Annotated in this window: 18 protein-coding genes; 6 read left to right on the top strand and 12 right to left on the bottom strand. The window is 68.7% G+C overall.

Annotation, left to right across the window (positions count from 1 at the left end; genetic code table 11):
- Positions 1 to 13 precede the first annotated feature (13 nt).
- Both MOM01_RS09650 and MOM01_RS09645 read right to left on the bottom strand, forming a co-directional pair.
- Positions 14 to 1822 (bottom strand): hypothetical protein, encoded by a 1809-nt coding sequence (locus MOM01_RS09650; protein ID WP_241385206.1) that lies wholly within the window; start codon positions 1820 to 1822, stop codon positions 14 to 16.
- Complete coding sequence (locus MOM01_RS09645; protein WP_241385205.1) at positions 1819 to 2904, bottom strand: magnesium and cobalt transport protein CorA; 1086 nt, start codon at positions 2902 to 2904, stop codon at positions 1819 to 1821. The genes MOM01_RS09650 and MOM01_RS09645 overlap by 4 nt, the downstream gene beginning before the upstream one ends.
- Before the next feature lie 70 nt (positions 2905 to 2974).
- On the opposite strand from MOM01_RS09645, the gene MOM01_RS09640 reads away from it, so the two are divergent.
- From MOM01_RS09640 to MOM01_RS09625, 4 genes are all read left to right on the top strand, one after another.
- The gene (locus tag MOM01_RS09640; protein WP_241385204.1) at positions 2975 to 3829 is read left to right on the top strand and encodes a PHP domain-containing protein; all 855 of its coding nucleotides are present in this window, start codon (positions 2975 to 2977) and stop codon (positions 3827 to 3829) included.
- Positions 3826 to 4248, top strand: coding sequence for a hypothetical protein (locus tag MOM01_RS09635; RefSeq protein ID WP_241385203.1), 423 nt, complete (start codon positions 3826 to 3828; stop codon positions 4246 to 4248). The genes MOM01_RS09640 and MOM01_RS09635 overlap by 4 nt, the downstream gene beginning before the upstream one ends.
- A 465-nt stretch (positions 4249 to 4713) precedes the next feature.
- Complete coding sequence (locus tag MOM01_RS09630) at positions 4714 to 5907, top strand: NAD(P)-dependent malic enzyme (RefSeq protein ID WP_241385202.1); 1194 nt, start codon at positions 4714 to 4716, stop codon at positions 5905 to 5907.
- A gap of 122 nt (positions 5908 to 6029) precedes the next feature.
- Complete coding sequence (locus tag MOM01_RS09625; protein ID WP_241385201.1) at positions 6030 to 6980, top strand: glycine betaine ABC transporter substrate-binding protein; 951 nt, start codon at positions 6030 to 6032, stop codon at positions 6978 to 6980.
- A gap of 21 nt (positions 6981 to 7001) precedes the next feature.
- On the opposite strand, the gene MOM01_RS09620 is transcribed toward MOM01_RS09625, so the two are convergent.
- Genes MOM01_RS09620 through MOM01_RS09610 form a run of 3 tightly spaced genes read right to left on the bottom strand, consistent with a single transcriptional unit; the run spans position 7002 to position 10330 of the window.
- Positions 7002 to 7919: an alpha/beta hydrolase gene (locus MOM01_RS09620; RefSeq protein WP_241385200.1), complete on the bottom strand. Its 918-nt coding sequence runs from the start codon at positions 7917 to 7919 to the stop codon at positions 7002 to 7004.
- 18 nt (positions 7920 to 7937) lie between these two features.
- Complete coding sequence (locus MOM01_RS09615) at positions 7938 to 8771, bottom strand: SDR family NAD(P)-dependent oxidoreductase (protein WP_241385199.1); 834 nt, start codon at positions 8769 to 8771, stop codon at positions 7938 to 7940.
- A complete protein-coding gene (locus MOM01_RS09610; protein ID WP_241385198.1) occupies positions 8768 to 10330 on the bottom strand; it encodes a flavin-containing monooxygenase in 1563 nt (520 codons plus the stop codon). Before MOM01_RS09610 ends, MOM01_RS09615 begins: the two co-directional genes overlap by 4 nt.
- A gap of 78 nt (positions 10331 to 10408) precedes the next feature.
- Between MOM01_RS09610 and MOM01_RS09605 the strand changes: the two genes are divergently transcribed.
- The gene (locus tag MOM01_RS09605; RefSeq protein ID WP_241385197.1) at positions 10409 to 11071 is read left to right on the top strand and encodes a TetR/AcrR family transcriptional regulator; all 663 of its coding nucleotides are present in this window, start codon (positions 10409 to 10411) and stop codon (positions 11069 to 11071) included.
- On the opposite strand, the gene MOM01_RS09600 is transcribed toward MOM01_RS09605, so the two are convergent.
- From MOM01_RS09600 to MOM01_RS09570, 7 genes are all read right to left on the bottom strand, one after another.
- Complete coding sequence (locus tag MOM01_RS09600; RefSeq protein ID WP_241385196.1) at positions 11028 to 12821, bottom strand: thiamine pyrophosphate-requiring protein; 1794 nt, start codon at positions 12819 to 12821, stop codon at positions 11028 to 11030. The genes MOM01_RS09605 and MOM01_RS09600 overlap by 44 nt on opposite strands.
- Positions 12822 to 13001: 180 nt before the next feature.
- Positions 13002 to 16733, bottom strand: coding sequence for a multifunctional oxoglutarate decarboxylase/oxoglutarate dehydrogenase thiamine pyrophosphate-binding subunit/dihydrolipoyllysine-residue succinyltransferase subunit (locus tag MOM01_RS09595; RefSeq protein ID WP_441347290.1), 3732 nt, complete (start codon positions 16731 to 16733; stop codon positions 13002 to 13004).
- A 257-nt stretch (positions 16734 to 16990) separates the two neighbouring features.
- Positions 16991 to 20815, bottom strand: coding sequence for an ABC transporter ATP-binding protein (locus MOM01_RS09590; protein ID WP_241385194.1), 3825 nt, complete (start codon positions 20813 to 20815; stop codon positions 16991 to 16993).
- A gap of 75 nt (positions 20816 to 20890) precedes the next feature.
- Positions 20891 to 21670, bottom strand: coding sequence for an ABC transporter permease (locus MOM01_RS09585; RefSeq protein ID WP_241385193.1), 780 nt, complete (start codon positions 21668 to 21670; stop codon positions 20891 to 20893).
- Positions 21667 to 22713 carry an ATP-binding cassette domain-containing protein gene (locus MOM01_RS09580; RefSeq protein ID WP_441347289.1) on the bottom strand — a complete coding sequence of 349 codons (1047 nt, stop codon included), beginning with the start codon at positions 22711 to 22713 and terminating at the stop codon, positions 21667 to 21669. The genes MOM01_RS09585 and MOM01_RS09580 overlap by 4 nt, the downstream gene beginning before the upstream one ends.
- 232 nt (positions 22714 to 22945) lie before the next feature.
- Positions 22946 to 23752, bottom strand: coding sequence for an alpha/beta fold hydrolase (locus tag MOM01_RS09575; protein ID WP_241385192.1), 807 nt, complete (start codon positions 23750 to 23752; stop codon positions 22946 to 22948).
- Between the two features lie 2 nt (positions 23753 to 23754).
- Positions 23755 to 24489: a hypothetical protein gene (locus MOM01_RS09570; RefSeq protein WP_241385191.1), complete on the bottom strand. Its 735-nt coding sequence runs from the start codon at positions 24487 to 24489 to the stop codon at positions 23755 to 23757.
- Between the two features lie 57 nt (positions 24490 to 24546).
- On the opposite strand from MOM01_RS09570, the gene MOM01_RS09565 reads away from it, so the two are divergent.
- A complete protein-coding gene (locus tag MOM01_RS09565) occupies positions 24547 to 25377 on the top strand; it encodes a helix-turn-helix domain-containing protein (protein ID WP_241385190.1) in 831 nt (276 codons plus the stop codon).
- Positions 25378 to 25397 lie beyond the last annotated feature (20 nt).

Below are 25397 nucleotides of genomic sequence, written 5' to 3'. Positions count from 1 at the left end.
AATCCGACGGTGATCAGCCCTCGGGTACGACGACCCCGAGTGCTCCGCCCCCGAGACATACGGTGGTGCCAGCCGTGGACGCACGGGCCTGCAGGGCCGGTCCGTCGCCCGAGAGCCGGACGTACACCGTGCCCAGTCCCTCCGTGACGGGGACGGTGGCGCTCTCGTGGCCGGGGAAACCGATCTCGAGGGTGTCGTCCGCGGAGGACCGGTAGTTCACCTGGACGGTCCACTCCCAGTCGCCCGCCGGGGAGTCGAGTGGAAGGGCGGTGACGCTCTCGCTCGTGACGCGGTGACCACAGTCCGGGACCGTTCCCGGCAGTACGGCCCGCAACGGCAGAAGAGCGGCGTCCGCCCGGTCTCCGTGATCGTCGAGCACCCACAGGTCGGTGGTGTGATCACCGATCTCGGAGCGGCCGGGCAGCGCCGAGAAGACCGATCCCACCAGATTGTGCGGGTAGGTGACCGGCAGCAGCACCCACACCGATACCGGATGGTCGAGCACGGCGTCGTCGGGTCGCGCGGTGAGTGCCGTCTTCGCCGCTGCCAGATAGTCGCCGGTCGGGTTGTCCGACCAGCTGCGCGCGAACGTCAGCGTCGACCACAGCGAGCCGGCGGTGAAGATCGCCGTACACGTCAGCGTCGCCGCTGCGCGGACGTGCCGGGCACGCAACGGCGCTCCGCGTTCCGGGGCGCGCAGCACCACGGCGGCCGCGATCGCGACGACGACGGCCGAGTCGGCGAAGTACCGCAGCGTCCGGGCGAGTTCGTAGGTGGTGTCCGGGCCGAAACGGGTGCTGATCATCGCTACGAGCGAGGCCAGCACGTACGCGCTCATCGCGATCCACACCGGCCCGGTGCGTTCCCTGCGGCGCAGGGTCCACACCGCCGCGAGCACCAGGACGAGCCAGGAGACGACGACGAGTACGAGCGGGGGGTCGGCCCACGGCGGGCTGGGGTTCCAGCGCTCCCACAGCCACGGTCCGCCCAGGAGGGAGGGGACGAAGCCGTAGGACAGACCGTGGTGCGTCAGCCCGGCCACCATGGACCACGGCGGCACCCCGAACCGCGACGTGACCACCGCTGCGTACCCGGCCGCCCACACGAGCAGTACCGCCGCCGAGGAGATCCACAGCGGGCGGGCCTGCCTCCATGCGTGACGGATCGGACGTCGGATGCCGTCGACGTGGGAGACGAGCGCGACCGTCGCGAACGCCACGAACGGTACGACGACCGACTTCTCGAAGAACGCCAGTGCCACCGCCGTGACGACGACCGCGCTCACGAGGTGACGCCGGCGCCCGGTCCGGCCGTACTGCAGGGCATCCCCGGCGACCCAGGCCAGTGCCGCCTGCAGCGGCAGGGCGTTCAGGCCGGCCGCCCACCACGCGAAGGCGGGCAGCGTCAGCGGGGTGAGGAGGTAGAACAGCAACGGACCCCACAGGGCGCGGCGTGGTCCGAGCAGCAACCACAGCACCCGCACCACCGCGAGCGATGCCAGCAGCTGCCCGAGCACGAGCGAGATCGCGGCGGGCCACCACTCCAGCGGCGCGATCGCCGTGGCGATGCCCGCCACGAGGAAGGCCGCGGGCATGAAGTGCCCGTCGTGGTCGTAGCGCAGGAAGGCGTCCGAGAACAACGGGTACGATCCCGCGCGTCCGGCGAGAATGAGATCGTCCCAGTAGAACTCGCCCGTGAAGACCACTGCTGCACGGACGGCCGTCTGGATCAGCACGAGGACGAGGGCCACGACGAGCACGCGACGGCGCGCCCGGGCCGAGGGCGCGGTCGAGGAGAGGTGTTCTGCGAGTCCGGTGGTCACAGCCACTTGTTGCGACGGAAGGTGACGAACAGCGCGACGGTGATCGCCAGGATGGCGCCGATCACGACGTAATAGCCGTATTCCCATTGCAGTTCCGGCATGCGCTCGAAGTTCATGCCGTAGATGCCGGCGATCATCGTGGGGACCGCGGCGATGGCGACCCACGCCGAGATCCGGCGCATGTCGGTGTTCTGCTGCACGGTGATCTTCGCGATCGCGGCGTCGAGGAGCGTGCTGAGCGTCTCGTCGAAGGCGGCGATGCGATCGGAGACCGTCGTGTGGTGGTCCGCGACGTCGCGGAAGTAGCGCCGGATGTCCTTGGGGACCGGGTTGCCGGGGGAGCGGATCAACTGCTGCAACGGCTCGGCGAGCGGCAGCACCGCGCGGCGCAGTTCCACGATCTCCCGCTTGAGCATGTAGATCTGCTCGACCGCGATACGGGTGCTCGGTGTGAACACGAGCTCTTCCAGATCGTCGACGTCCGGCTGGACGGCCGTGGTGACCGCGAGATACGAGTCGACGACGTGGTCGGCGATCGCGTGGAGCACCGTGGCGGGCCCTCGCACGAGGTGCTCCGGGTCGTCCTCGAGGCGCTTGCGGACCTCCGCCAGGGCGGAGTGATCGCCGTGGCGCACGCTGACGACGAAGTCGGGGCCGGTGAACAACATGATCTCGCCGGTCTCGACGATGTCCTTGGTGGTGGTGACCGACTCGTGCTCGACATAGCTGACGGTCCGCAGCACCAGGAACAGCACGTTGTCGTAGCGTTCGAGTTTCGGGCGCTGGTGGGCGTGGACGGCGTCCTCGACCATCAATTCGTGCAGGCCGAAGGTGCGTGCGACGCTCGCCATCTGGTGCTCGTCGGGGTGGTGCAGGCCGAGCCACACGAAACCGGAGCCACGCCGGCGTACCTCGGCGAGGGCGTCCTCGTGGGTGAACGGGCCGGGAAGTCGCCGCCCGTCGACGTAGACCGCGCAATCGACGACGGCACTCTCGGCCGAGGACGGGCGGATCGGAGGAGCAGCATCCGGGCGACCTGCCGCGGACGCGCGACGGGTGGCTCGGGAGGGCATATGCGGCATGTTCTCCCTTCCTCGAGACGCCCCGGGTAGCTTCGCCATGCTAGCCCGTCGACCTGACAGACTGGGGAGCGTGCGCATCGATCTCCACACCCATTCGACCGCATCGGACGGTACCGACGGCCCTGCGGAACTCGTCCGTGCCGCCGCCGCGGCAGGTCTGGACGTGGTGGCCCTGACCGACCACGACACGACCGCGGGATGGGGCGAGGCCGTCGCCGCCCTGCCGTCCGGCTTGCGGCTCGTGCGAGGGATGGAGATGTCCTGCACCGGGCGCGGCGAGGACGGAGCGCCGGTGGCGGTGCACCTGCTGGCCTATCTGTTCGATCCGCACGATCCGGTCTTCGTCGCCGAACTCGAGCGTCTGCGGGGCGAACGGGTGTCCCGGATCCGCGCGATGGGCCGGCGGATGGCCGAGGACGGTCTGCCCATCGACGTCGACGCGGTGCTCGCTTCGGCGGGCCCGGCCGCGGGACGCCCGCACCTGGCGCGGGCGCTCGTCACGGCCGGGGTGGTCCCCACGGTGGGTGATGCCTTCACGGACCTGTTGTCCCCACGTGGCCGCTACTACGTTCCGAAGGCCGACACGCCGCTCGCCGATGCCGTGAAGATGGTGACGGCCGCCGGAGGCGTGACGGTGGTGGCGCACGCCCGGGCGCGGGCACGTGGCCGGATCCTCGCCCTCGATCACATCGAGGAGCTCGCCGAGCTCGGGCTCGGGGGAGTCGAGGCCGATCACCCCGACCACAGCGAGGAGGACGCGCGGACGATGAAGGATCTCGCATTGAGTCTCGGGGTGATCGTCACGGGGTCCTCCGACTATCACGGTGGCAACAAGGACGTGCCGCTCGGCCGGTTCACCACCGCTCCGTCGGCCTACGAGGCGCTGCTCGACCGGGCGACCGGCGTGGAGGTGGTCGCGGGATGAGGCGGTGGGGAGCGCAGTATCCGGATGGGCAGTACGGACCCCGGAACGGCGAAAGCTACTACAGCAGTGAGTACTACGACGCATCGTACGACGACGAGGACTACTACTACACGGATCCGCACGCCTCCGCACCGCGTCGTGCGGGTGTGACGGTACGGATCGGCCGGGCGGTCTCGGGGGTCGTCTGCGCGGCGGTGATCGTCCTGACGGTCGTGGTGTGCGTCGCCCAGTATCTCGCGGGAGATCGGGGCTTTCCCGGGCCGGGCACGACCTCGGTGGCCTCGCACGTGGTGGCGGCGCTCGTGGCGGTGGCCGCCCAGATCACCGCCGATCGCCGGTACGGCGCCACCGCGCTCCTGTCGAGCACTGTGGTGATCTTCACTGCATCGATTCTGATGCTCACGCAGTGGTGGGGATGACGGTCCCGGGCGACGCCGGGGCTACCCGTCGGTAGCCGTCGTGTAACTGCAGAGATTCCGCGGACGACACGATCGTGCACCGGTCGTGACACGTAAACTCACAGGTGAGGCAACAAAACGGTGAGACCTTCGCAATCGATACCGATTTGATTGTTCGTCTGCGAAGGTGGCAAACTTGCGGCAATCCGAAGCCGGAGTACCCCCGGGTCGGACGAAGGATGGCAGACCCACCCAGGGCTCGATCACCCAGGGCTCGACGCCAGGGCCACCCGCCCCGGCTCCATCACGTTCCGGAAGTCGTACAACGTAGTACAGCGGTAACCGTGATCGCGCCCGGAAGCTTCACCCCAATGTCCTTGGCGAAGCGCTGCAGATCGATACGCGTGCGTACGAAAGTTATTGAACTGCAGTCACTTCGCAGCAACCGAGTCCGAATGCCGGCTCGGAACACGCAGGAGTGTCATCGTGTCAATTGTGTCTGATGCACCTACCCCTCAGAAGGTCGAGTTGACGGACGAGGAGATCTTCCAGAGCCATCAGGACGGCAAGCTGTCCGTAGAGCTCACGTCCCCGCTCGAGACCCAGCGTGATCTGTCCATCGCGTACACCCCCGGCGTCGCCCAGGTCTGCCGTGCCATCGCCTCCGACGAGACCCTCGTCGATCGCTACACCTGGACCAACCGCCTCGTCGTCGTGGTGTCCGACGGAACGGCCGTGCTCGGCCTCGGCGACATCGGGCCGCGCGCCTCGCTTCCGGTCATGGAAGGCAAGTCCGCGCTGTTCAAGAAGTTCGCGGGCCTGAACTCCATTCCGCTGGTCCTCGACACCACCGATCCCGACGAGATCGTCGAGACCCTGATCCGGCTGCGCCCCTCCTTCGGCGCGGTCAACCTCGAGGACATCTCCGCCCCGCGCTGCTTCGAGATCGAGAAGCGGGTCGTCGAGGCGCTCGACTGCCCCGTCATGCACGACGACCAGCACGGCACCGCCATCGTCGCCCTCGCCGCGCTCAAGGGCGCGCTGAAGGTGCAGCAGCGTGAGATCGCCGACCTCCGCATCGTGATCTCCGGTGCGGGCGCCGCGGGCGTGGCCTGCACTAACATCCTGCTCGCCGCGGGCGCACAGGACGTGGTGGTGCTCGATTCCAAGGGCATCATCTCCGCCGACCGTTCCGATCTCGGCGACATCAAGTCCGACCTCGCGGCCCGCACCAATCCCGCAGGGCGCAAGGGCGGCATCGCCGAAGCCCTCGACGGTGCCGACGTCTATCTCGGCGTGTCCTCGGGCACCGTTCCCGAGGAGATCGTGGCGACCATGGCCGACAACGCCGTCATTTTCGCGATGTCCAACCCGGATCCGGAGATCCACCCCGATATCGCCCACAAGCACGCCGCGATCGTCGCGACCGGCCGCAGCGACTTCCCGAACCAGATCAACAACGTGCTGGCGTTCCCCGGTGTGTTCAAGGGGGCACTCGATGCCGGTGCCCGCCGGATCACCGAGGGCATGAAACTCGCCGCCGCCGAGGCCATCCTCTCGGTCGTCGGTGACGAATTGGCCGCGGACAGGATCGTCCCGAGCCCGCTCGATCCGCGCGTCGCACCTGCTGTCGCCGAGGCCGTCGCGGCCGCGGCGAGGGCGGAAGGTGTCACGGCATAGGGAGGTATCTCCCGGCGAGATCGCACCGAGCGCCCCGCTCCGAACCGCACGAGGGTTCCGGATCGGGGCGTTCGGCATGTCGGTGGTGGGCGGGTGCCCGCTGTCGCGAGGGGTAGGCGACAATGACCGCCGTGGTGAACGAAGCAGGACGGAACCGGTCGGTCGTGGCGGCAGTGTTCACCGTATGCGTGGCCTCGGGTCTGCTCCAGGCCTGTGCGTCACCGGTCCTCGACGACGCGGCGCCGTCGTCGGCGGTGGTCGTGGGGGCGGGGGTGCAGCCCGAGGAGGAACTGCTCGCCCGGTTGTACGCGGAGGTCCTGCGCGGCACCGGTATCGACGTGCAGGTCCGGTCCGGCATCGCCGACCCGTCCGCAGCCCTCGACGCCGCCGAGGTCACCCTGATCCCCGGCTTCACAGGCCGGCTCCTCGCGTACTACGACCCGGGTGCCGAGCAGACCGACGCCGGGGACGTCTTCGCGGCTCTGGCGCGGGCGCTGCCCGACGAGCTGACCATCTCCGACTACGCCTCCGCGCAGAACCGCGCTGTGCTGCTCGCCGACCGCAGCCTGCTCGACGAGTGGTCGGCGACGCAGGTCGACGATCTCGTACCGCACTGTGCCGACCTCACGGTCGCAGTCACACCCGGTTTCGAATCCGCCGGTGGGCTCGACGCACTCGAGCGCGCCGATTGCCGTCCCCGCGAGGTGCGGCGCATCGACGACGCGCGGGCCACGGCCACCGCATCGGAGCCCGGCACCGTCGTCGGGGCCACCACGACTTCCCCCGCACTGGCGGATCCCGACGCGCAATCGCCGGTGAGCCCCGTGGCGGACGCTCCCGACCGGACCGAGCGGGACGAGGAGGCCGGGGACGAGCGGGCGGCGCCGGTGTTGCCGGCCCAGAACGTCGTGCCGGTCTTCCGCAAGAACGTGCTCGGCGACGCTCAACTCGACGCCCTGCGGACGATCGCGGGCGAACTGACCACGAGCGACCTCGCCGAACTGCGGGTACGCCTCGACGAGGGTGAGGATCCCGGATCCGTGGCTCGCGACTGGATCGACGAACACGCCTGACCGGAGACCGGGAGGCCTCACTCAGTCCGCGTGGGCACCCATGTGTGCCCGGAGGAAGCCACCGAAGTCGTCGATCGCCGCCGCGGCCTCGGGAACGAGGGAGGCCTGCAGCGGCGCGACATGCCACAGTTCGGGTTGCTCCACGAGCGTGACATCCACGCCCGCAGCTCGGAGTTTCCCGGCGTACTGCCGCACCTGCGGGTAGAGCATCTCCTCGGTACCCACCTGGATCAGGGTCGGCGGCAGGCCGGTGGGATCGGCGTGCATGGGTGCGTAACCGGGATCGGCGGGGTCGGCCCGACCCCGATACGCCTCGGCCGACGAGTAGACCCATCCCTTGTTGATGACGACGTCGTTCACGTCGGGCAGCTCGCGGGAGGCCGGATCGGTCCACGGAGACAGTAGCCCGAGGGCGGGCGGGGTGATCGCGTGTCGGGTGCGGAGCCGGTGCGCGGTCGCGGCGGTGAGCCCGCCACCGGCCGAGTCGCCGGCGATCGCGGTGCCGCCGACCTCGAATCCGTGCTCGCTCACGAGTTCGAGATAGGCGGCCTCGGCGTCGTCGAGCGCCGCCGGATAGGGATGCTCCGGGGCGAGGCGATAGTCGAGGACGTACACGACGGATTCCGCTGCCGCGGCGAGATAGGCCGCGAGCGAACGGTGCGTGGCCGGCGATCCGGCGGTGTACGCACCGCCGTGCAGGTACAGGATCGCGGTGGACCGTTCGGTGGCTCCCACGGTGACCCGTTCGGCGGGCCGCCCCGCGAGACGGACGTCGCGTACAACCGTGTCCTTCGGGAGGCGCTGCAGCGGAGCGGCGAGTTCGAGCAGGCGGCGCTGCGTCGTGTACGGCCATCGGGGTGACAGGATGACGCGGAAGAGCGGACGCAGGGCGGTTCGCGCCACCCGCGGCGACAACTGCGGGGTCGGAAGCTCAGGCATGCCGCAGCCTAACCCATGTCATCCCCGGCTCCGGGGCACGATGCGGCCGGTCACCCGCGCCACGACGCCCTGATAGGCCGGGCCGGCGATGCGCACGAAGGCATCGAGCAGTTTCGCATCGGCACCGATCAGGACCCGCGGCTTGTTCTTGCGGACACCGGTGAGGATGGTCTTCGCCGCGTTCTCCGGGGTCGTGCGCGCGAGCTTGCGGTCGAAGAACTCCGCGAAGGTGGCCTGATCCTCCCCGTCGGGAACGGCGGCGTTGCGGGCGATCGCGGTCTTGATTCCCCCGGGGTGGACGCAGGTGACCTGCACGGGATGCCCTGCGACGAGCATCTCCTGGCGCACGGCCTCGGTGAAACCGCGCACCGCGAACTTCGCCGAGTTGTAGGCGGCCTGACCCGGGATGCTGAGCAGCCCGAACAGACTCGAGACGTTGATCAGGTGACCGTCGCCGGACGCGATGAGATAGGGCAGAAACGCCTTGGTGCCGTTGACGACTCCCCAGAAGTCGACGTCCATGACCCGTTCGATGTCCTTGAACTCGGTGCGTTCGAGGTCGCCGTGATAGGCGATACCCGCGTTGTTGTACACCTGGTGGACGGCACCGAAGTGGGTGGCGATCTGTTCGGCGTACTCGAGGACCTTCTCGCGCTGGGTGACGTCGAGATGATCGGCCCTCACCTCGGCGCCGAGATCCCGTGCACGACGTGCCGTCTCCTCGAGACCGGCCGTGTCGACATCCGAGATCGCCAGGCGGGCTCCCGCGGCCGCGAGGGCGAGCACGAGAGCCCGCCCGATACCGGAACCCGCGCCCGTGACGACGACGACTCGGCCAGTGACATCACTCATCGGACTGCTGCCTCTCGGGAGGTGCGCTCGTGCGCGGGAAGTTCGGTGGTCACGGGGAGATCCGCTTCGGCGACGCTACGGTATGCGTCGAGGTCGAAGTTCCGGGTGATGCGGCGGAATTCGAAGGTGAAACCCGGCCAGAGCGTGGTGTTGTTGCCGTGCTTGTCGAGATACCAACTCGCGCAGCCACCGTTGCTCCACACACTCGAACGCAGGGCGCGCTGCAGGGTGCGGTTGTACTCGTCCTGGACGTCCTCGCGGATCTCGACCGTGCCGATGCGGTTGCGGTCGATCGTGCGGATCGCGTCGACGACGTATTCGAGTTGCGACTCGATCATGTACACCATCGAGGTGTGGCCGAGCCCGGTGTTCGGTCCCACGAGGAAGAACAGGTTCGGGAATCCTGCGACGGTGCTGCCCTTGTAACCCTGCATGCCCGTCTCGTCGAAGACCTCTGCCAGCGAGCGGCCGTCCTTGCCGAAGATGCCGGCGAAGGTGGGCGAGTCGGTGACGTGGAAGCCGGTCGCGACGACGATCGCGTCGACCTCACGCTCGGTGCCGTCCTTCGTGACGATGCCGCGCGGCGTGACCCGGGCGATGCCGTCCGTGACGAGATCGACGTTCGGCCGGTCCAGCGCCGGATAGTAGTTGTTCGAGATCAGCATGCGCTTGCAGCCGATTCCGTAGTTCGGGGTGACCTTGCGCCGCAGGGCCTTGTCGGAGATCTGCCGGCGCACCTGGAAGCGTGCCGCGAGTTCGAGAGGCTTCATGAAGATCTGCGCCTTGGCGAGGCCGACGACCTGCGTCTCACGGGCGGTGTACTGCAGGGCGCGCGAGAGTCGCTGGAAGCCCGGGATGTAGCGGAAGGCGAACTTCTCGACGGCGGTGTACTCGCGATCGAAGCGGGGGAGCACCCACGGTGCCGTGCGCTGGTAGACGTCGAGACGGCCGACGGTGCCGGCGATGGCGGGCACGATCTGGATGGCCGAGGCGCCGGTGCCGATCACGGCGACCCGCTTGCCGGCGAGATCGGCGTCGTGGTTCCACCGTGCGGAGTGGAATATCTCGCCTTCGAATCCGGTGATGCCCTCGATGTCGGGCAACGACGGCTCGCACAGGGCCCCGACCGCCGAGATCAGGATGCGGGCACTGTAGCTGCCGCGCGTGCCGGTCACGTCCCAGCGATGGGTCGTGGTGTTCCATCGGGCGGACTGCACGTCGCAGCCGAAGACGGTGCGGCGTCGCACGTCGTACCGGTCGGCCACCGAGCGGATGTACGCCTGGATCTCGGGTTGCGGGGAGAACGAGCGTGTCCACCCCGGATTGAGGGCGAAGGAGTACGAGTACAGGTTGGACGGCACGTCGCACGCGGCGCCGGGATAGGTGTTGTCGCGCCAGGTGCCGCCCACCTCGGACGCGCGTTCGAGGACGAGGAAGTCCTTTCCCTCCTGCGACAGGCGGATGGCGGCGCCGAGTCCGGCGAACCCGCTGCCGATGATCAGGGTGTCGACCTGACGGATCTCCGCGTCGGCGACGGTATCTGTAACCGGAAGACTCATGTATTTGAGGCTAGAGCCTCATCGTGACCTGGTCAACAGTTGTTGACCCTAATTCAATAGGAGTGTTTGCATGGGGTCGTGGCAGACGACAGTTCCGAACCCCGCCGGACCCGCCTCGATCCCGAGCAGCGCCGAGCCCAGCTGATCGATCGCGGACTCGACCTGCTCACCGATCGTCCGCTGGAACAGATCTCCGTGGAGGAGGTCGCCGAACGTGCCGGTGTCTCGCGGGGGCTGCTGTTCCACTACTTCGCCTCGAAGCACGACTATCACGTCGAACTGGTGCGGTGCGTCGGCCGGGATCTCGTCGAGTACACCGAGCCGGACGAGGACCTCGAGCCGTTCGAGATGCTACGGGGCACGCTCGTCGCGTACGTCGACTACGTCACGCAACGCCGCGACATGTACGTGTCGATCCTGCGCGGCGCGACCAGCGGCGACCCCGACATGCGCGCCGTCTTCGAGGACACGCGCACGGCCATGGTCGAACGCACGGTCGCGCACCTGCCCGCCATCGGTATCGAGCCCACCCCGGCCGTCCGCCTCGCGGTGCGTGGATGGATCGCGTTCGTGGAGGACACCACGATCGCCTGGCTGCGCGCACCGGAACTCACCCGCGACGAGTTCATCGACCTCGCGGTCGCGGCACTGTCCGGCGTCGCGACGGCGGCGCATTCCCTCGCCGCGGGCGAGGACGTCACCGGCGGTCGCCCGGCAGATATTCCTGCAGTTTCGTCTTGACGCCCTGTTTCACGAAGCCCCAACGGTTCTCGTCGCCTGCGAGTACGGCCTTGGCGACATCGGTGAATTGTTCCCAGGTCGCGTGCGGGGGAATCGGCGGCATGTCCGGGTCGGTGTACACGTCCAGCACCGTCGGCCGATCCGCCGCCAAGGCGCGCTCCCAGGCGGGCCCCAATTCTCCGGTGTCCCGGACCGTTTCGCCTCCGAGTCCGAGGCTCCGCGCGAAGGCGGCGTAGTCGACGTCCGGAAGTGTCTGGGATTCGGCGAACTTCGGGGCTCCACCCATCGCGCGCATCTCCCAGGTCACCTGGTTGAGGTCGTTGTTGTGGAGGATCGCGACCACCAGCCGGGGATCGGCCCAGTGCTGCCAGTACCGCTGGATCGTGATGAGTTCGGCCATCCCGTTCATCTGCATCGCGCCGTCACCGGCGAAGGCGATCACCGGACGACCCGGATTCCCGAACTTCGCACCGATCCCGTACGGCACGGCCGGCCCCATCGTGGCGAGAGTGCCCGACAGGGAACCGCGCATATCCCCGCGGAACCGCAGTTGCCGCGCGTACCAGTTGGCAGCCGACCCCGAATCGGCGGTGACGATCGCGTCCTCGGGAAGACGCGGCGATGCCTCTGCGAACATCCGCAGGGGGTTGACGAACTCCGTCTCCACCTCGGCCTGCTGCTGCATGGTCCGCCACCAGCGTTCGACGTTCTTCTCGATGCCCTCCCGCCACGAGCGGTCCTGCTTGCGTTGCAGCAGGGGGATGAGCGCGTCGAGCGCCGCAGCGGCGTCCGCCATGAGGTTGACCTCGTTCGGATAGCGCATCCCGATCATGCGCGCGTCGATGTCGATCTGCACGCTGCGTGCCTGCTCGTATTCCGGAAGGAACTGGCTGTAGGGGAGACTCGAGCCGACGATCAGCAGCGTGTCGCACTCCGTCATCATCTCGTGGGTGGGGCGGGTTCCCAGCAGCCCGATCGATCCGGTGACCCAGGGCAGGTCGTCGGGCAGCACGTCCTTGCCCAGCAACGCCTTCGCGGCCCCGGCGCCGAGCAGATCCGCGACCTGCTCGAGTTGCGGCCGGGCGCCGCGAGCACCGCTGCCGACGAGCATCGCGACCTTGTTCCCCGCGTTGAGTACGTCGGCGGCGCGTGCGATCGCCTCGTCGTCGGGAGCGATGCGGGGACGATCGAAACCGATGCTCGACGGCACCATCTTGAACTCGTGGGCGGGCGGTGAGTATTCGAGTTCCTGCACGTCGCCGTGGATGATCACCGCCGTCGGCGTGCGATACGCGATCGCGGTGCGCATCGCCCGGTCGAGGACGTTCGGCAACTGTTCGGGCACCGTGACGGTCTCCACGAACGCCGACGCGACGTCCTTGTACAGCGTGTGCAGGTCCACTTCCTGCTGATACGACCCGCCCATCGCCGACCTGTCGGTCTGGCCCACGATCGCGACCACCGGGACGTGATCGAGTTTCGCGTCGTACAGGCCGTTGAGCAGATGGATCGCGCCGGGGCCGGACGTCGCCGTGCACACCCCCGGCTTTCCCGTGAACTTCGCGTAGCCGACGGCCTCGAACGCGCTCATCTCCTCGTGACGCGACTGCACGAAGACCGGATCGTTGCCCGCGCGTGTCCAGGCCGCGAGGATCCCGTTGATGCCGTCACCGGGATAGCCGAAGACGTAGTCGACCTCCCATGCACGCAGACGCTGCAACAGGAAGTCGGCCACTGTCGGATTCGCCATCGGATCTCCTCGCAGGACGGCTCGGGTGTCGTCCGGAGGGTGCCCGTCAGGTCGGACCCGAAACACCCGCGAACCTGCGGGCCGTGAAAAGGCGTGAGCCGGGTCGATCGTCCTCGTGGGACGAACCGACCCGGCTCACATGAGAACCGTCAAGGGCCCGAAGGGTCCGAAACGGAGCTTCTAGCGACCGAAGGCCTTCTCGATGATCTCCTGCTGCTCGACAGCATGGACCTTGCTCGAACCGGACGACGGTGCCGACATCGCACGACGCGACACGCGCTTGATCCCGCTGAGCTTCTCGGGCAGCAGTTCCGGCAGCGCGAGGCCGAGGAACGGCCACGCACCCTGGTTCGCCGGCTCCTCCTGGACCCAGAAGAACTCGGTGGCGTTCGGGTACTGCTCGAGGGTCTCGGCGATGCGACGACGCGGCACCGGGTACAGCTGCTCGATGCGCACGATCGCGACGTCGTCACGACCTTCCTTCTGCTTCTTCGCCAGCAGTTCCCAGTAGATCTTGCCGGAGGTCAGCAGCACACGAGTGGCCTTCGACCGGTCGGCCGTGCCCTCCTCGTAGGGAACCTCTTCGAGCAGCGAGCGGAACTTGCCCTGCGTGAAGTCCTCGACATTGCTGACCGCGGCCTTGTTGCGCAGCATCGACTTCGGCGTGAACACCACGAGCGGGCGGCGGATGCCGTCGAGGTGGTGGCGACGCAGCAGGTGGAAGTAGCTCGCCGGGGTCGACGGAACCGCGACCGTCATCGAGCCCTCGGCGCACAGCTGCAGCCAGCGCTCGATACGGCCCGAGGTGTGGTCGGGACCCTGGCCCTCGTGGCCGTGCGGCAGCAGCAGCACGACGTCGGAGAGCTGACCCCACTTGGCCTCACCCGACGAGATGAATTCGTCGATGATCGACTGCGCACCGTTGACGAAGTCGCCGAACTGCGCCTCCCACAGCACCAGCGCGTCGGGGTTGCCCACTGAGTAGCCGTACTCGAAGCCCAGACCCGCGAACTCGGTCAGTGCCGAGTCGTAGACCATGAAGCGGCCGCCGTTGCCGGCCTGCGTGGCCAGCGTCGCGATCGGGTTGTACTCGTCGCCGGTCTTGCGGTCGATGATGACCGAGTGACGCTGCGTGAACGTGCCGCGACGCGAGTCCTGACCGGCCAGACGCACCAGGGCGCCCTCCTCGGCCAGCGAACCGAACGCGAGCAGCTCCGCGAAGGCCCAGTCGATCTTGCCGTTGCGGGACATCTCGCGCCGCTTCTCGAGCACCGGCTTGACGCGCGGGTGGACCGTGAAGCCCTCGGGAGCCTCGGCGAAGGCATCACCGATCCGCTCGAGTACCGAACGGTCGACCGAGGTGTCGAGGCGCTTCGGCGGGGTCTGGTCGAGCTCGACCGACTCCGACGGCTCCGGCGGGTACTTCTCGAGTTCACGCACTTCGTTGAAGACACGCTCGAGCTGGCCCTGGTAATCGCGCAGGGCGTCTTCCGCTTCCTTGAGCGAGATGTCGCCGCGACCGATCAGGGCCTCGGTGTAACTCTTGCGTACGCTGCGCTTGGTGTCGATCACGTCGTACATGGCCGGCTGGGTCATCGACGGGTCGTCGCCCTCGTTGTGACCGCGGCGGCGGTAGCAGATCATGTCGATCACGACGTCCTTGTGGAACTTCTCGCGGAAGTCCACGGCCAGCTGCGCGACCCACACGCAGGCCTCGGGATCGTCACCGTTGACGTGGAAGATCGGCGCACCGATCATCTTCGCCACGTCGGTGCAGTACTCGGACGAACGCGAGTGCTCCGGCGCGGTGGTGAAACCGACCTGGTTGTTGACGACGATGTGCACGGTGCCACCGGTGCGGTAGCCACGCAGCAGCGCGAGGTTGAGGGTCTCCGCCACGACGCCCTGACCGGCGAAGGCCGCATCGCCGTGCAGCAGCAGAGGAAGGACGGTGAAGCCGTCCTCGCCCTTGTCCAGGATGTCCTGCTTGGCGCGGACGAGGCCCTCGAGCACCGGGTTGACCGCCTCGAGGTGCGAGGGGTTCGCGGTGAGCGAGACCTTGATGTCGTTGTCGCCGAACATCTGGATGTAGGTGCCCTCGGCGCCGAGGTGGTACTTCACGTCGCCGGAACCGTGAGCGGCGGACGGGTTCAGGTTGCCCTCGAACTCGGAGAAGATCTGCGAGTACGGCTTGCCCACGATGTTCGCGAGCACGTTGAGACGGCCACGGTGCGGCATCGCGATCGCGACCTCGTCGAGCGCGTGCTCGGCGGCCTGGTCGATGATCGCGTCCATCATCGGGATGACCGACTCGGCACCCTCGAGCGAGAAGCGCTTCTGGCCCACGTACTTGGTCTGCAGGAACGTCTCGAACGCCTCGGCGGCGTTGAGGCGGCTCAGGATGTACTTCTGCTGGGCGACAGTCGGCTTGACGTGGTGGGCCTCGACCCGCTCCTGCAGCCACTGCTGCTGCTCCGGCTCGAGGATGTGGGTGTACTCGACACCGACGTGGCGGCAGTAGGCGTCGCGCAGCACCGACAGCACGTCGCGCAGCTTCATCTTCTGCCGGCCGTGGAAGCCGCCGACGTTGAACTCGCGGTCGAGATCCCACAGCGTCAGGTCGTGGGTCGTCACGTCGAGGTCGGGGTGCGAACGGAACTTGTCGCGCACGAACTGCAACGGATCGGTGTCGGCCATGAGGTGGCCGCGGCTGCGGTAGGCGGCGATGAGCTCGAGCACACGGGTGTGCTTGTCGACGAGGCCTTCCGGCACGTCCTTGCGCCAGCGGACCGGCTCGTAGGGGATGTGCAGGGTGTGGAAGATGCCGTCGTAGAAGTCGTCGCTGATGAGCAGCTCGTGGATCCGCTTGAGGAACTCACCCGACTCCGCACCCTGGATCACACGGTGGTCGTAGGTGGACGTGAGCGTCAGCAGCTTGCCGATGCCCATCTCGGCGATCCGCTCGTCGGACGCGCCCTGGAACTCCGCGGGGTACTCCATCGCGCCGGCGCCGATGATGGCGCCCTGGCCCTGCATCAGGCGCGGGACCGAATGCACGGTGCCGATGCCGCCCGGATTCGTCAGCGAGATGGTGACGCCGGAGAAGTCCTCGCCGGTGAGCTTGCCGTCGCGGGCACGGCGCACGATGTCCTCGTAGGCGGAGTAGAACTGCGCGAAGTTCATCGTCTCGCAGTTCTTGATGGCCGCCACGACCAGCGAGCGCTGCCCGTTCTTGCCCGGCAGATCGATCGCGAGACCGAGATTGGTGTGCTGCGGAACCACGAGGTTCGGCTTGCCGTCGATCTCGGCGAAGTGGTTGTTCATATTCGGGTACGACTTGACCGCCTGGACGATCGCGTAACCGAGGATGTGGGTGAACGAGACCTTGCCGCCCCGGGTGCGGGCGAGATGGTTGTTGATGACGATGCGGTTGTCGAACATCAACTTCGCGGGCACCGCGCGAACACTGGTTGCCGTCGGGATCGACAGCGAGGCGTTCATGTTCTTCGCAACGGCAGCAGCGGCGCCGCGCAGAACCTTCTTCTCCTCGGTGGCCTGACCCGTCGGGGAGGCTGCGGGCTTCGGGGCCGGCTTCGCGGGTGCGGACTCGGCCTTGGGCTGGGGTGCGGCCTTCGGCGCAGCCTTGGCTGCGGGGGCGGAGGGCGCGGCCTTCGCTGCGGGGGTGGAGGGGGTGGCCTTCGACGCAGTACTGGAAGGTGCAGCCTTCGTCGCGGGGGCGGAAGAAGCGGAGGAACTCGGCGCAGGCTTCGAGCTCGGCGCGGGCTTCTCGGTCGTGGCGGTGCCGGAGCCGTTGGTACCTCCGGCCACCGCGGCTTCCGGCGAATAGTCGGTGAGGAATTCGTGCCAGCTGGCGTCCACGGACGAAGGGTCGTCCTGGAAGCGCTGGTACATCTCGTCAACCAACCACTGGTTTTGTCCGAACTGTGATGTAGAGCTGCTGCTCACGGCAGTTGTTCGCCTCGTTTCTTTCTTCGGTACCCGATCGGAGCGCCTGTGAATATGAGGCTAGCCCGTAGCATGTGACGATCCGAACCGGCCGCGCATGACGGTGGGCTACCTCACAATCTGGTGCGATGGGGTCTCCATCGATGACGGTTCTCGACAGCCGATTATTCCCTCTATGGGGCATCGGTGCAGCGCGCGCCCCGTTACAAACGTGAGGACGGTCTCATATTCGATTCTGCCGGAACGGCGACGAGCAGGGCTTCGGTCGTTTCGGGAACGAGACCGCCGGTGGCGAGTTGCCACAAAGTGGTGTACAGACCGCCTGCCCGGCGAAGCTCTTCGTGCGGTCCGCACTCGACGATCCGGCCGTCGTCGACGACCACCACGAGGTCTGCGCGGGCGGCAGTCGCGAGCCGGTGAGCGACGATCACCGCGGTCCGGGCACGGGTGACGGTCGCCCCCGCTTCGAGCACCGCCCGCTCCGTCGCCGGATCGAGCGTCGCGGTGGCCTCGTCGAGCAACAGCAGGTCGGGGTCCACCAGTTCGGCGCGCGCGAGCGCGATGAGCTGGCGCTGACCCGCGGACAGGCCCTGACCGCGCTCGCCGACGGGATGGTTCATCCCGCCGGACAGACCGGCGATCATGTCCAGGGCCCCGACTGCCCGCGCGGCCGACTCGATCTGCTCGCGCGACGCGTCGGGCCGGCCGTACGCGATGTTGGTCGCCACCGTCCCGGTGAACAGATGCGCTTCCTGCGGCACCACACCGAGCCGGCCGCGATAGTCGCGCAGGCGGTACTGCCGCAGGTCGGTGTCGTCCACCCGCACCGAACCCGAGGTCGGGTCGTAGAACCGGGCGAGCAGTTTGACGACGGTCGACTTCCCGGCACCGGTGCGGCCGACCAGCGCGACCGTCGAACCCGCCGGGATCGTCAGATCCACATCCGACAGCGCCTCGCGTTCGGCCTCGCGGTACCGGAAGCTCACCCCGCGCAGTTCCACCTCGCCCCGGAGGTGCCCCTCGACGGTGACCGTTCCCTCGGCACCCGATTCGAGCGAACTCGGCGTGCGCAGCAGCTCACCGATCCGCCGCAGTCCCACACGGGCCTGCTGGTAACCGTCGAAGACCTGCGACAACTGCTGGATGGGAGCGAACAGCAGGTTCAGGTACAGCACGAACGCGATGAGCACACCCGGACCGATCGCCCCCGACGCGACCTCCCGCGCGCCGGCGAAGACGACAGCGGCGAGCGCCAGGTCGGACAGGAAGGTGATGAACGGGAAGTACAGCGAGATCGCCCGCTGCGACCGCAGGCGGCTGCGCCGATAGGCCTCCGCGCGCTCGGCGAAACGTCGCGCTGCCACCTCCTCCCGGCGGTACGCCTGCGCGGCGCGCAGGCCCGTGACGTTCTCCTGGAAATCCGCGTTCACCAGGGAGATGCGCTCCCGCGACTGCGCGTACACCCTCCCCGACACCTTGCGGAACCACAGCGTCGCGATCGCCAGCACCGGCAGCACGGCGAGCACCACCAGAGCCAGCGACACGTCCGTCACGATCAGCGCCACCGAGATCCCGGTGAGGGTCAGTACCGCCACCACCGCAGTGGACAGTCCGGTCTGGATGAACTGCGACAGCGCGTCGACGTCGGTCGTCATCCGGGTCATGATCCGGCCCGACAGTTCGCGCTCGTAGTAGTCGAGACCGAGGCGTTGCAGGTGCGCGTAGGAGCGCACCCGCAACGCGAACAGCACCCGCTCTCCGGCCCGTGCGGTGAGCACGGTCAGCACCGCGACCGCGATCCACCCCAGCAGCGCGAGGGCGACGCCGGCGGCCGCGGCCTGCCACAGCCGGGCCGGATCGCCCGGCGTGACGCCGCGGTCCACGGCGAACCGTACGAGCGACGGGAAGGCGATGTTCGTCAACGACTCCACCGCCAGACACAGCACGACGGCAGCGAGCAACAGCCGTACCGGCCGCAGCGTCGTCCGCAGGCGGAAGTGCGGGTCGGGCAGACGCAAGGCGGCGGACTGCAGCGCCGGGGCGTGTCCCGGAGTCTCGGTGGCAGGTGGAAGGGCGGCGACGGCGGCGCGTAGTTCCGGAGTCGGAGCCACCTCACCGAACGCACCGGACATCGGCCCGCCGTGACCGCCCCCGCGCGGTCCACCGGCAGCCGCCGGCACACCACGGGCGCTGTCGACCGCGTCGTCATCGGGTTCCTCCGGCCACAATTCCCCGGCCACGGCAGGTCGCTGCGGGCCGGGGGCGTCCTCGTCGTCGGCCGACAGCAGGCGCCGGAAGACGGGACTGCGCTCGTCGAGTTCGTCGACCGTCCCGATGTCGACGATGCGGCCCTCGTCGAGGACGGCTACCCGGTCGGCGAGCGCGAGCGTCGAGCGGCGATGGGCGAGCACGAGCGTCGTGCGGCGCCGGCCCGCCCGCAGGGCGCCGTAGATCGCGGCCTCCGTCTCGGCGTCGACCGCGGATGTGGCGTCGTCGAGGATCAACACTCGCGGATCGACGAGCAGAGCCCGTGCCAGCGCGACGCGCTGGCGCTGTCCACCGGACAGGGTCAGCCCCCGTTCGCCGACGACGGTGTCGTAGCCCTCGGGGAGCGCGTCGACGAACTCGTCCGCACGTGCCGCTACCGCTGCGGCCCGGATCCGGTCGTCCGTCGCATCGGGCCTGCCGAGCGCGATGTTGGCCGCGACCGTATCGGAGAACAGGAACGGCTCGTCGAAGACGAGACCGACCGCTCCGCGCAGGTCGTCGGCCCGGAGCGAGGCGATATCGATGTCCTGGCCGTCCGAGGTCAGGCACACCGCACCGCTGTGCGGCGCGTAGAACCGGGGAAGCAGCAGCGACAGGACGGTCTTGCCCGAACCCGCAGGCCCGACGATCGCGACGGTCTCGCCCGGCGCGATCTCGAGGTCGAGTCCGCGCAGCACATCCCGGTCGTCGAAGCCGAACGTCACGTCCCGGAAGTGGACGCCGAGTGGGCCGTCGGGCAGCGGAGCGGGGTTCGGCGGATCGGCGACCTCGGGCTCGGTGTCGATCACCTCGTACACCCGCTCGACCGCCGCCCGCGACAACTGGGCCATGATCACGACCTGCGAGAGCGTGCGGGTGGTGGCGGTCATCGTGGCCACATAGGCCGTGAAGGCCACGAACGTTCCGACGGTGATCCTGCTGTCCAGCGCGAGCAGCCCTCCGACAGCGATGGTGGCGACGAGCCCGAACTGCGGCACCGCGCCCAGCGGTGCCGAGAACCACGAGTTGATCCGGGCCGCGCGCAGACGCTCGGCGTACAGCCTGCGACCGTGCTCCTCGAGCTGGTCGACGGCGTGGGATTCCTGGCCGAATCCCTTGACCACACGGACCCCGGTGACCGTCTCCTCGACGTGCTGGGCGAGGTCGGCTGCCCGTTGCTGCGCCGACCAGGTCGCGGCGAACAGTTTCGGACGCACCACCCGGACGATCACGACGATGATCGGGACCGTGGCCACCGCGACGAGCGTGAGCAGCGGAGAGAGCGTCGTCATGATCACCAGCGCGAGCACGAACTGCAGCAATGCCCCCGCGGACATCGGCACCATCGCCAGTAGTCCCTGGAGGAGCTGCAGGTCGGTGATCGAGCGAGAGACCACCTGACCGGTTCGGATCCGGTCCTGTCCGGGCCCGTCGAGACGTTGCAACGAGCCGAGCAGACGCAGCCGCAGGCCGTGCTGTACGTCGAGCGACAGGCGGCCGGCGAGCATGCGCCGGCCGTACTGGCACCCGAACCGGACCACCGCGCCGAACGCGATCGCACCGGCTGCGAGACCGATCAGACGCAGATCGTCCGCGGGCACACTTCCCTGACCGGTCGCACTGTCCACCGCGACCTTCGTCAACAGCGGGAACGTGATGTCGATCAGGGCGGCGACGACGGTGACGGCGAGCGCCCCGAGCGCCGTGGTGCGGTGACGCAGAGCTTCGGCGACGAGCCGGGAAATCCATCCCTGCGCGTGTGGAGTCGGGTCGTGTGCCACCGAATCGACACTAGCGCCGTGAGACGACAGACCGGAGTCGTGCGGCGAGGCACCCGCCCGTGCCTGGGCGAACGGTCAGGTGATGTCCCGGCTGCGGGTCCGCCACCATCCGAGTCCGCACAGCAGCACCGTCCAGAAGACCAGCACGAGCGGGGCCTGCGGCCAGGTCATCTCCAGCACGACGTCGTCGGGCATCGACACGGACGAGAACAGGGTGTACCAGGTGGCCTGTGCCGGCAGATACGACGCGAGCGCGCCGAGACCGAGGCCGTGCAGAACCAGCGAGACCACGGACTCACCGAACGGTACCCAGGCGCAGATCGCGAGGACGCTTCCCGCCGTGGACCGGGTGAGCAATCCGAGGCCTGCCCCGATCAGCGACCACATCAGGGCGCAGAACAACCCGATGGCCAGGACCTTGGCGACCGAACCGAGGTCGGCACCGTCGAATCCTCCCCCGAACAACACGAGCGTCGCGGCTGCGGCGACTTCCGCGACGATGCAGTAGAGCAGTCCGATCGCGGCGACGATCGCGAACTTCGCGGCGAGCACCCGATCGCGTCCGCGCGTGGTGAGAAAGGTCGTCACGATCGTCCGGTGCGTGAACTCACTGCTGGTCTCGACTGCGCCGAAGACCGCCGCGAACAGGAACACCAGCGACAGGGCCAGCGAGATGCCCACCGCGGCGGCGACGGCTTCGGCGAATCCGTCACCGAAGCCGAATTCGAGCCGGCGCGCGACCGGCAGGGTCAGTGCGCCGCAGAACAGGCCGACGAGCAGGGGAGCGAGGCCGAGGATCCACCAGTAGCGCAGACTCACGACCTTGCGGAATTCGGCGGTCAGAAGCGCGGTCACGGGGTCGGCTCTCCGGGTGTGGTCGGTGGACGGTTCGGTGACGGAGGTTGCGGGGGAGGACCGGCGGCCGGGGAGCCGTGGGAAGGCTGCCCCCACTGTCGGTGCTGTTCCCACTGCTGCTGCCCCCAGTGTGGCTGCGGGTACTGCTGGGCCTGCGGGTACTGCTGGGCGTGCGGGTACTGCTGGGCACCGGGATCGTGCGGATACTGCGAGACCGGCGCCGCGGCGTAGCGACCGGCCGTCATCGCCAGATAGACCTGCTCCAGATCGACGTGCTCGACACTCGTACCGAACAACTCCACACCCACCGCCGCCGCGATCTCGGCGATGCGGTCGGGGTCGACACCGGCCACGGCGAGACGCCCGTCCTGCTGGATCTGCGCATCGGGATGTCCCGCGGCGGCCAGCGCGGTCGCGAGCCGCGCCGGAGCCGAGCATGCGACGAACACCCGCGACCGGTAGGCCGCACGGAGGGCGGCCATGGTGCTCTCCATGACCAGGCTTCCGTTCGCGATGACGACGAGGCGGTCGGCCATCTGTTCGATCTCCCGCAGGATGTGGCTCGAGATCAGCACCGTCCCGCCGTTGTGGGCGAAGGCGCGCAGGAAGTCGCGCAACCAGGCCATGCCTTCGGGGACGAGTCCGTTCGCGGGTTCGTCCAGCACCAGATAACGCGGTTGCCCGATCAGTGCCGTGGCCAGGGCGAGTCGTTGACGCATCCCGAGGGAGAACTCACCCAGGCGACGTTTCGCGACCGACCCCAGGCCGACGAGGTCGAGCATCCGCATCGCGCGCTCGTCGGGCACGCCGATCGCGGCGCAGTAGACCTGCAGGTGTGTCAGTGCCGTGTGCCTCGGGTGGGCGCTGCGAGCGTCCAGTACCGCCCCGACGACCTGGGCCGGATGCTGCAGTTCCGTGAACCTCACACCGTCGACGAAGGCATCCCCGGCGCTCGGCCGGATCAGCCCCAGCATCATGCCGAGTGTGGTGGTCTTGCCCGACCCGTTGGGACCGAGGAAGGCGGTGATCGACCCCGGCGGCACGGTGAACCGCATGTCGGCCACGACCGTGTGCTCGCCGAAGGTCTTGGTCAGTCCGTCCACGGCGATACCCGTGGGCGACACCGACTGGGAGGCGCGGGTCGGCACCGTCCGGAGGGAGCGCGGGTCGGATGTGCCGTAGGGCGGTGGCGCTGACGGTGCAGTCACAGATGCGAACCCCCGCTTCGTCGAGATCTGCCGCGACCTCGTGCCGCGGTCGCCGTGAGCTTACGGGTCACGCCAGGAAGGGCAGGACGGCGTCGAGGAATTCGCGCGGCGCGTCGAGCTGGGGGCAGTGTCCGGCATCGGGAAGGATCACCACGCGCCGCCGATCGCCGACGTTCACCCGTCGTGCTGCACGAGCGGGTGTCAGGCGGTCCCGTGCGCCCCACAGCAACAGAGCGGGCATGTCCAGTGCGTGCACCATCTCCGGGATGGGGAGGCGGCCGAGCTCCCCGATCGCATGCCGGCCCACCGACAGCAGCGTGTCGACCTGGCCGCGCGTCGCGTAGTTCGCAGCGAAAGCCGTACGCACCGCCGGGTCGAAGGTGCCGCGTCGGTGCACCGCCGCCCGCGCGTACAGGGCGCCCACGGCCCGCTGCACGACCGGGGCGGGAAGCGGACGCAACAGCGCCCGCGACAGTTCGACGGGCACCCGGGCTCCCCGTGTCCAGAGCCGCGGGATCCCCGCCAGTCCCGGCATGTCGGCGAGCACCACCCGGTCGACGCGCGAGGGATGAACCGACGCGAACACGAGTGCCGTCACCGCGCCGAGCGAGTTCCCCACCAGGGACACCGGCTGGGAGAGATCGGCGACGAGATCGGCCACGACGTCGACGTAGTGGTCCAGTACGGGCGTCCGCCAGTGCTGCGCGCTACGTCCGAAACCGGGAAGGTCCACCGTGAGCACCCGGTGGTGCTCGGCGATGCCGGGGGCGACCTTGCACCATGTGCCGCCGTGATCGGAGAACCCGTGCAGCAACAGGACGGTGCGATCTCCGGCGCCGGACTCGTGCACGTGGACCTTCCCGGACGCGGGCACGATCAGTCCTTCGATACCGGGACGCCGGTCTCGACGACGGGCGCCACTCCGTTCTGCGGGAGGACGGGAGTCGTGGACGGCCATGCCGCCGGGGGCGGGCCGAAGGCGTCGCGGGCGTTCTGGATCGTGCGTTTGCCCAGAGCACGGTTGCCCACACCGCCGATCGCGGCGCCGATACCGGCGGGCACCAGTTTGCCGATCAACAGCGGGCTGCGCTTGGCGAGATATCGGCGGATGAACCGCTTGAGCAGCGAGTTGTTCAGCGTCTTCAGCTGACTGCCGCCCGCCTGGGTGGTCAGGGCCTTCGGCCAGTTGCGCAAGGACGTACCCGTCGCGGCCGCGACGATCTCCCGGCCCGCATCGCCGAGCGAGACCGCGAGGACCAGGGCCCGGCGCTGCTCGTGATCGTGGGGCTCGATTCCGTGCACCGACGCGATGGCCAGGGTGAGCAGTGCGGAGGCTTCGAAGAAGAAGGCCGTCTCGGCGCCCACCGCCCCGATCGCGGCGATGGTCCCGACCCCGGGCAGAGCCGCGGTCGCCCCGGCCGCCGACCCGCTCCCGGTGACGCTGAGGAGGAACTGTTTCTCGAGCCTCTCGATGATCTGCGCCGGGGACTCGTCGGGATTCGCCCGGCGGAGGAGCTCGACGTACTTCGCCACGGCAGGCCCCTGCAGCCTCGAGCCGTTGTCCAGCATCTTGACGACAAAAGCCTCCGCGACGCCTGCTTTCCTGCTCATCATGCCCCTGTTCTCCGGTGCTCTTGTCATCCGGTCCGCTCTCACTACGCTGGGTCCATGACCGAGTCCGCAAGCGGAGTGTCGGACGGCGCCCGAGGGCGTCCGCTGCCCTTGCTGACACCCTACGTACGCTCGTACGAGGGGTACCGGCTCGACGGTTTCCCGGCAGGGACCCATCTGGGTATGCCCTCTCCGGACGTCACCGTAATCCTCACGATCTCCGAACCCGTCGAACTCGGTCGCGAGGACGGACGGTCTCCCGACCGATTCGACTCTCTCGCGGGCGGACTGTCGACCCGGCCGGTGCCGGTGGTCCACCACGGCCGCCAGCACGGAATCCAGCTCGCGCTCAGCCCGGCGGGCGCGCGTGCCCTGCTGGGCGTGCCGGCCGCCGCGCTCGGCCCGTGGGCGGTCGATCTGGAGGACGTCATCGGCGCGGACACTCGCGAGTTGTCCGACCGGATCGCCGCGGCCGGCTCCTGGCAGGAACGCTTCTCCGTCCTCGACCGGATTCTCACCCGGCGGCTGATCGCGGCGCGCTCGACGGGACCGGAGCGGAGCCTCGCTCACGCCTGGCGCCTGCTGGTGTCCGATCCCACCCTCCCGGTGCGCGCCGTCGCCGACGAACTCGGGTGGAGCCGGCGGTATCTCGCCGGCCGATGTGCAGCCGAGTTCGGTCTGTCACCCAAGGACGTGGCACGGGTGGCCAGATTCGACCGGTCGCGGAAGATGCTGCGGGCCGACCCACGTCGGCGCCTGTCGGACATCGCGGCGGACTGCGGCTTCTACGACCAGGCGCATCTCGCCCGCGACTGGCGTGATCTGGCCGGCCTGCCGCCCTCCCGCTGGCTCGAGGACGAAGTGTTCCCATTCGTCCAAGACGACTGAGACAACGGTCGCGACACTCG

This window comes from Rhodococcus sp. CH91 (genome assembly GCF_022554085.1).
In the GTDB taxonomy this organism is placed as follows: domain Bacteria; phylum Actinomycetota; class Actinomycetes; order Mycobacteriales; family Mycobacteriaceae; genus Rhodococcus.
The sequence above is the reverse complement of the archived record's forward strand: the minus strand, read 5'-3'. Positions and strand labels throughout refer to the sequence as shown.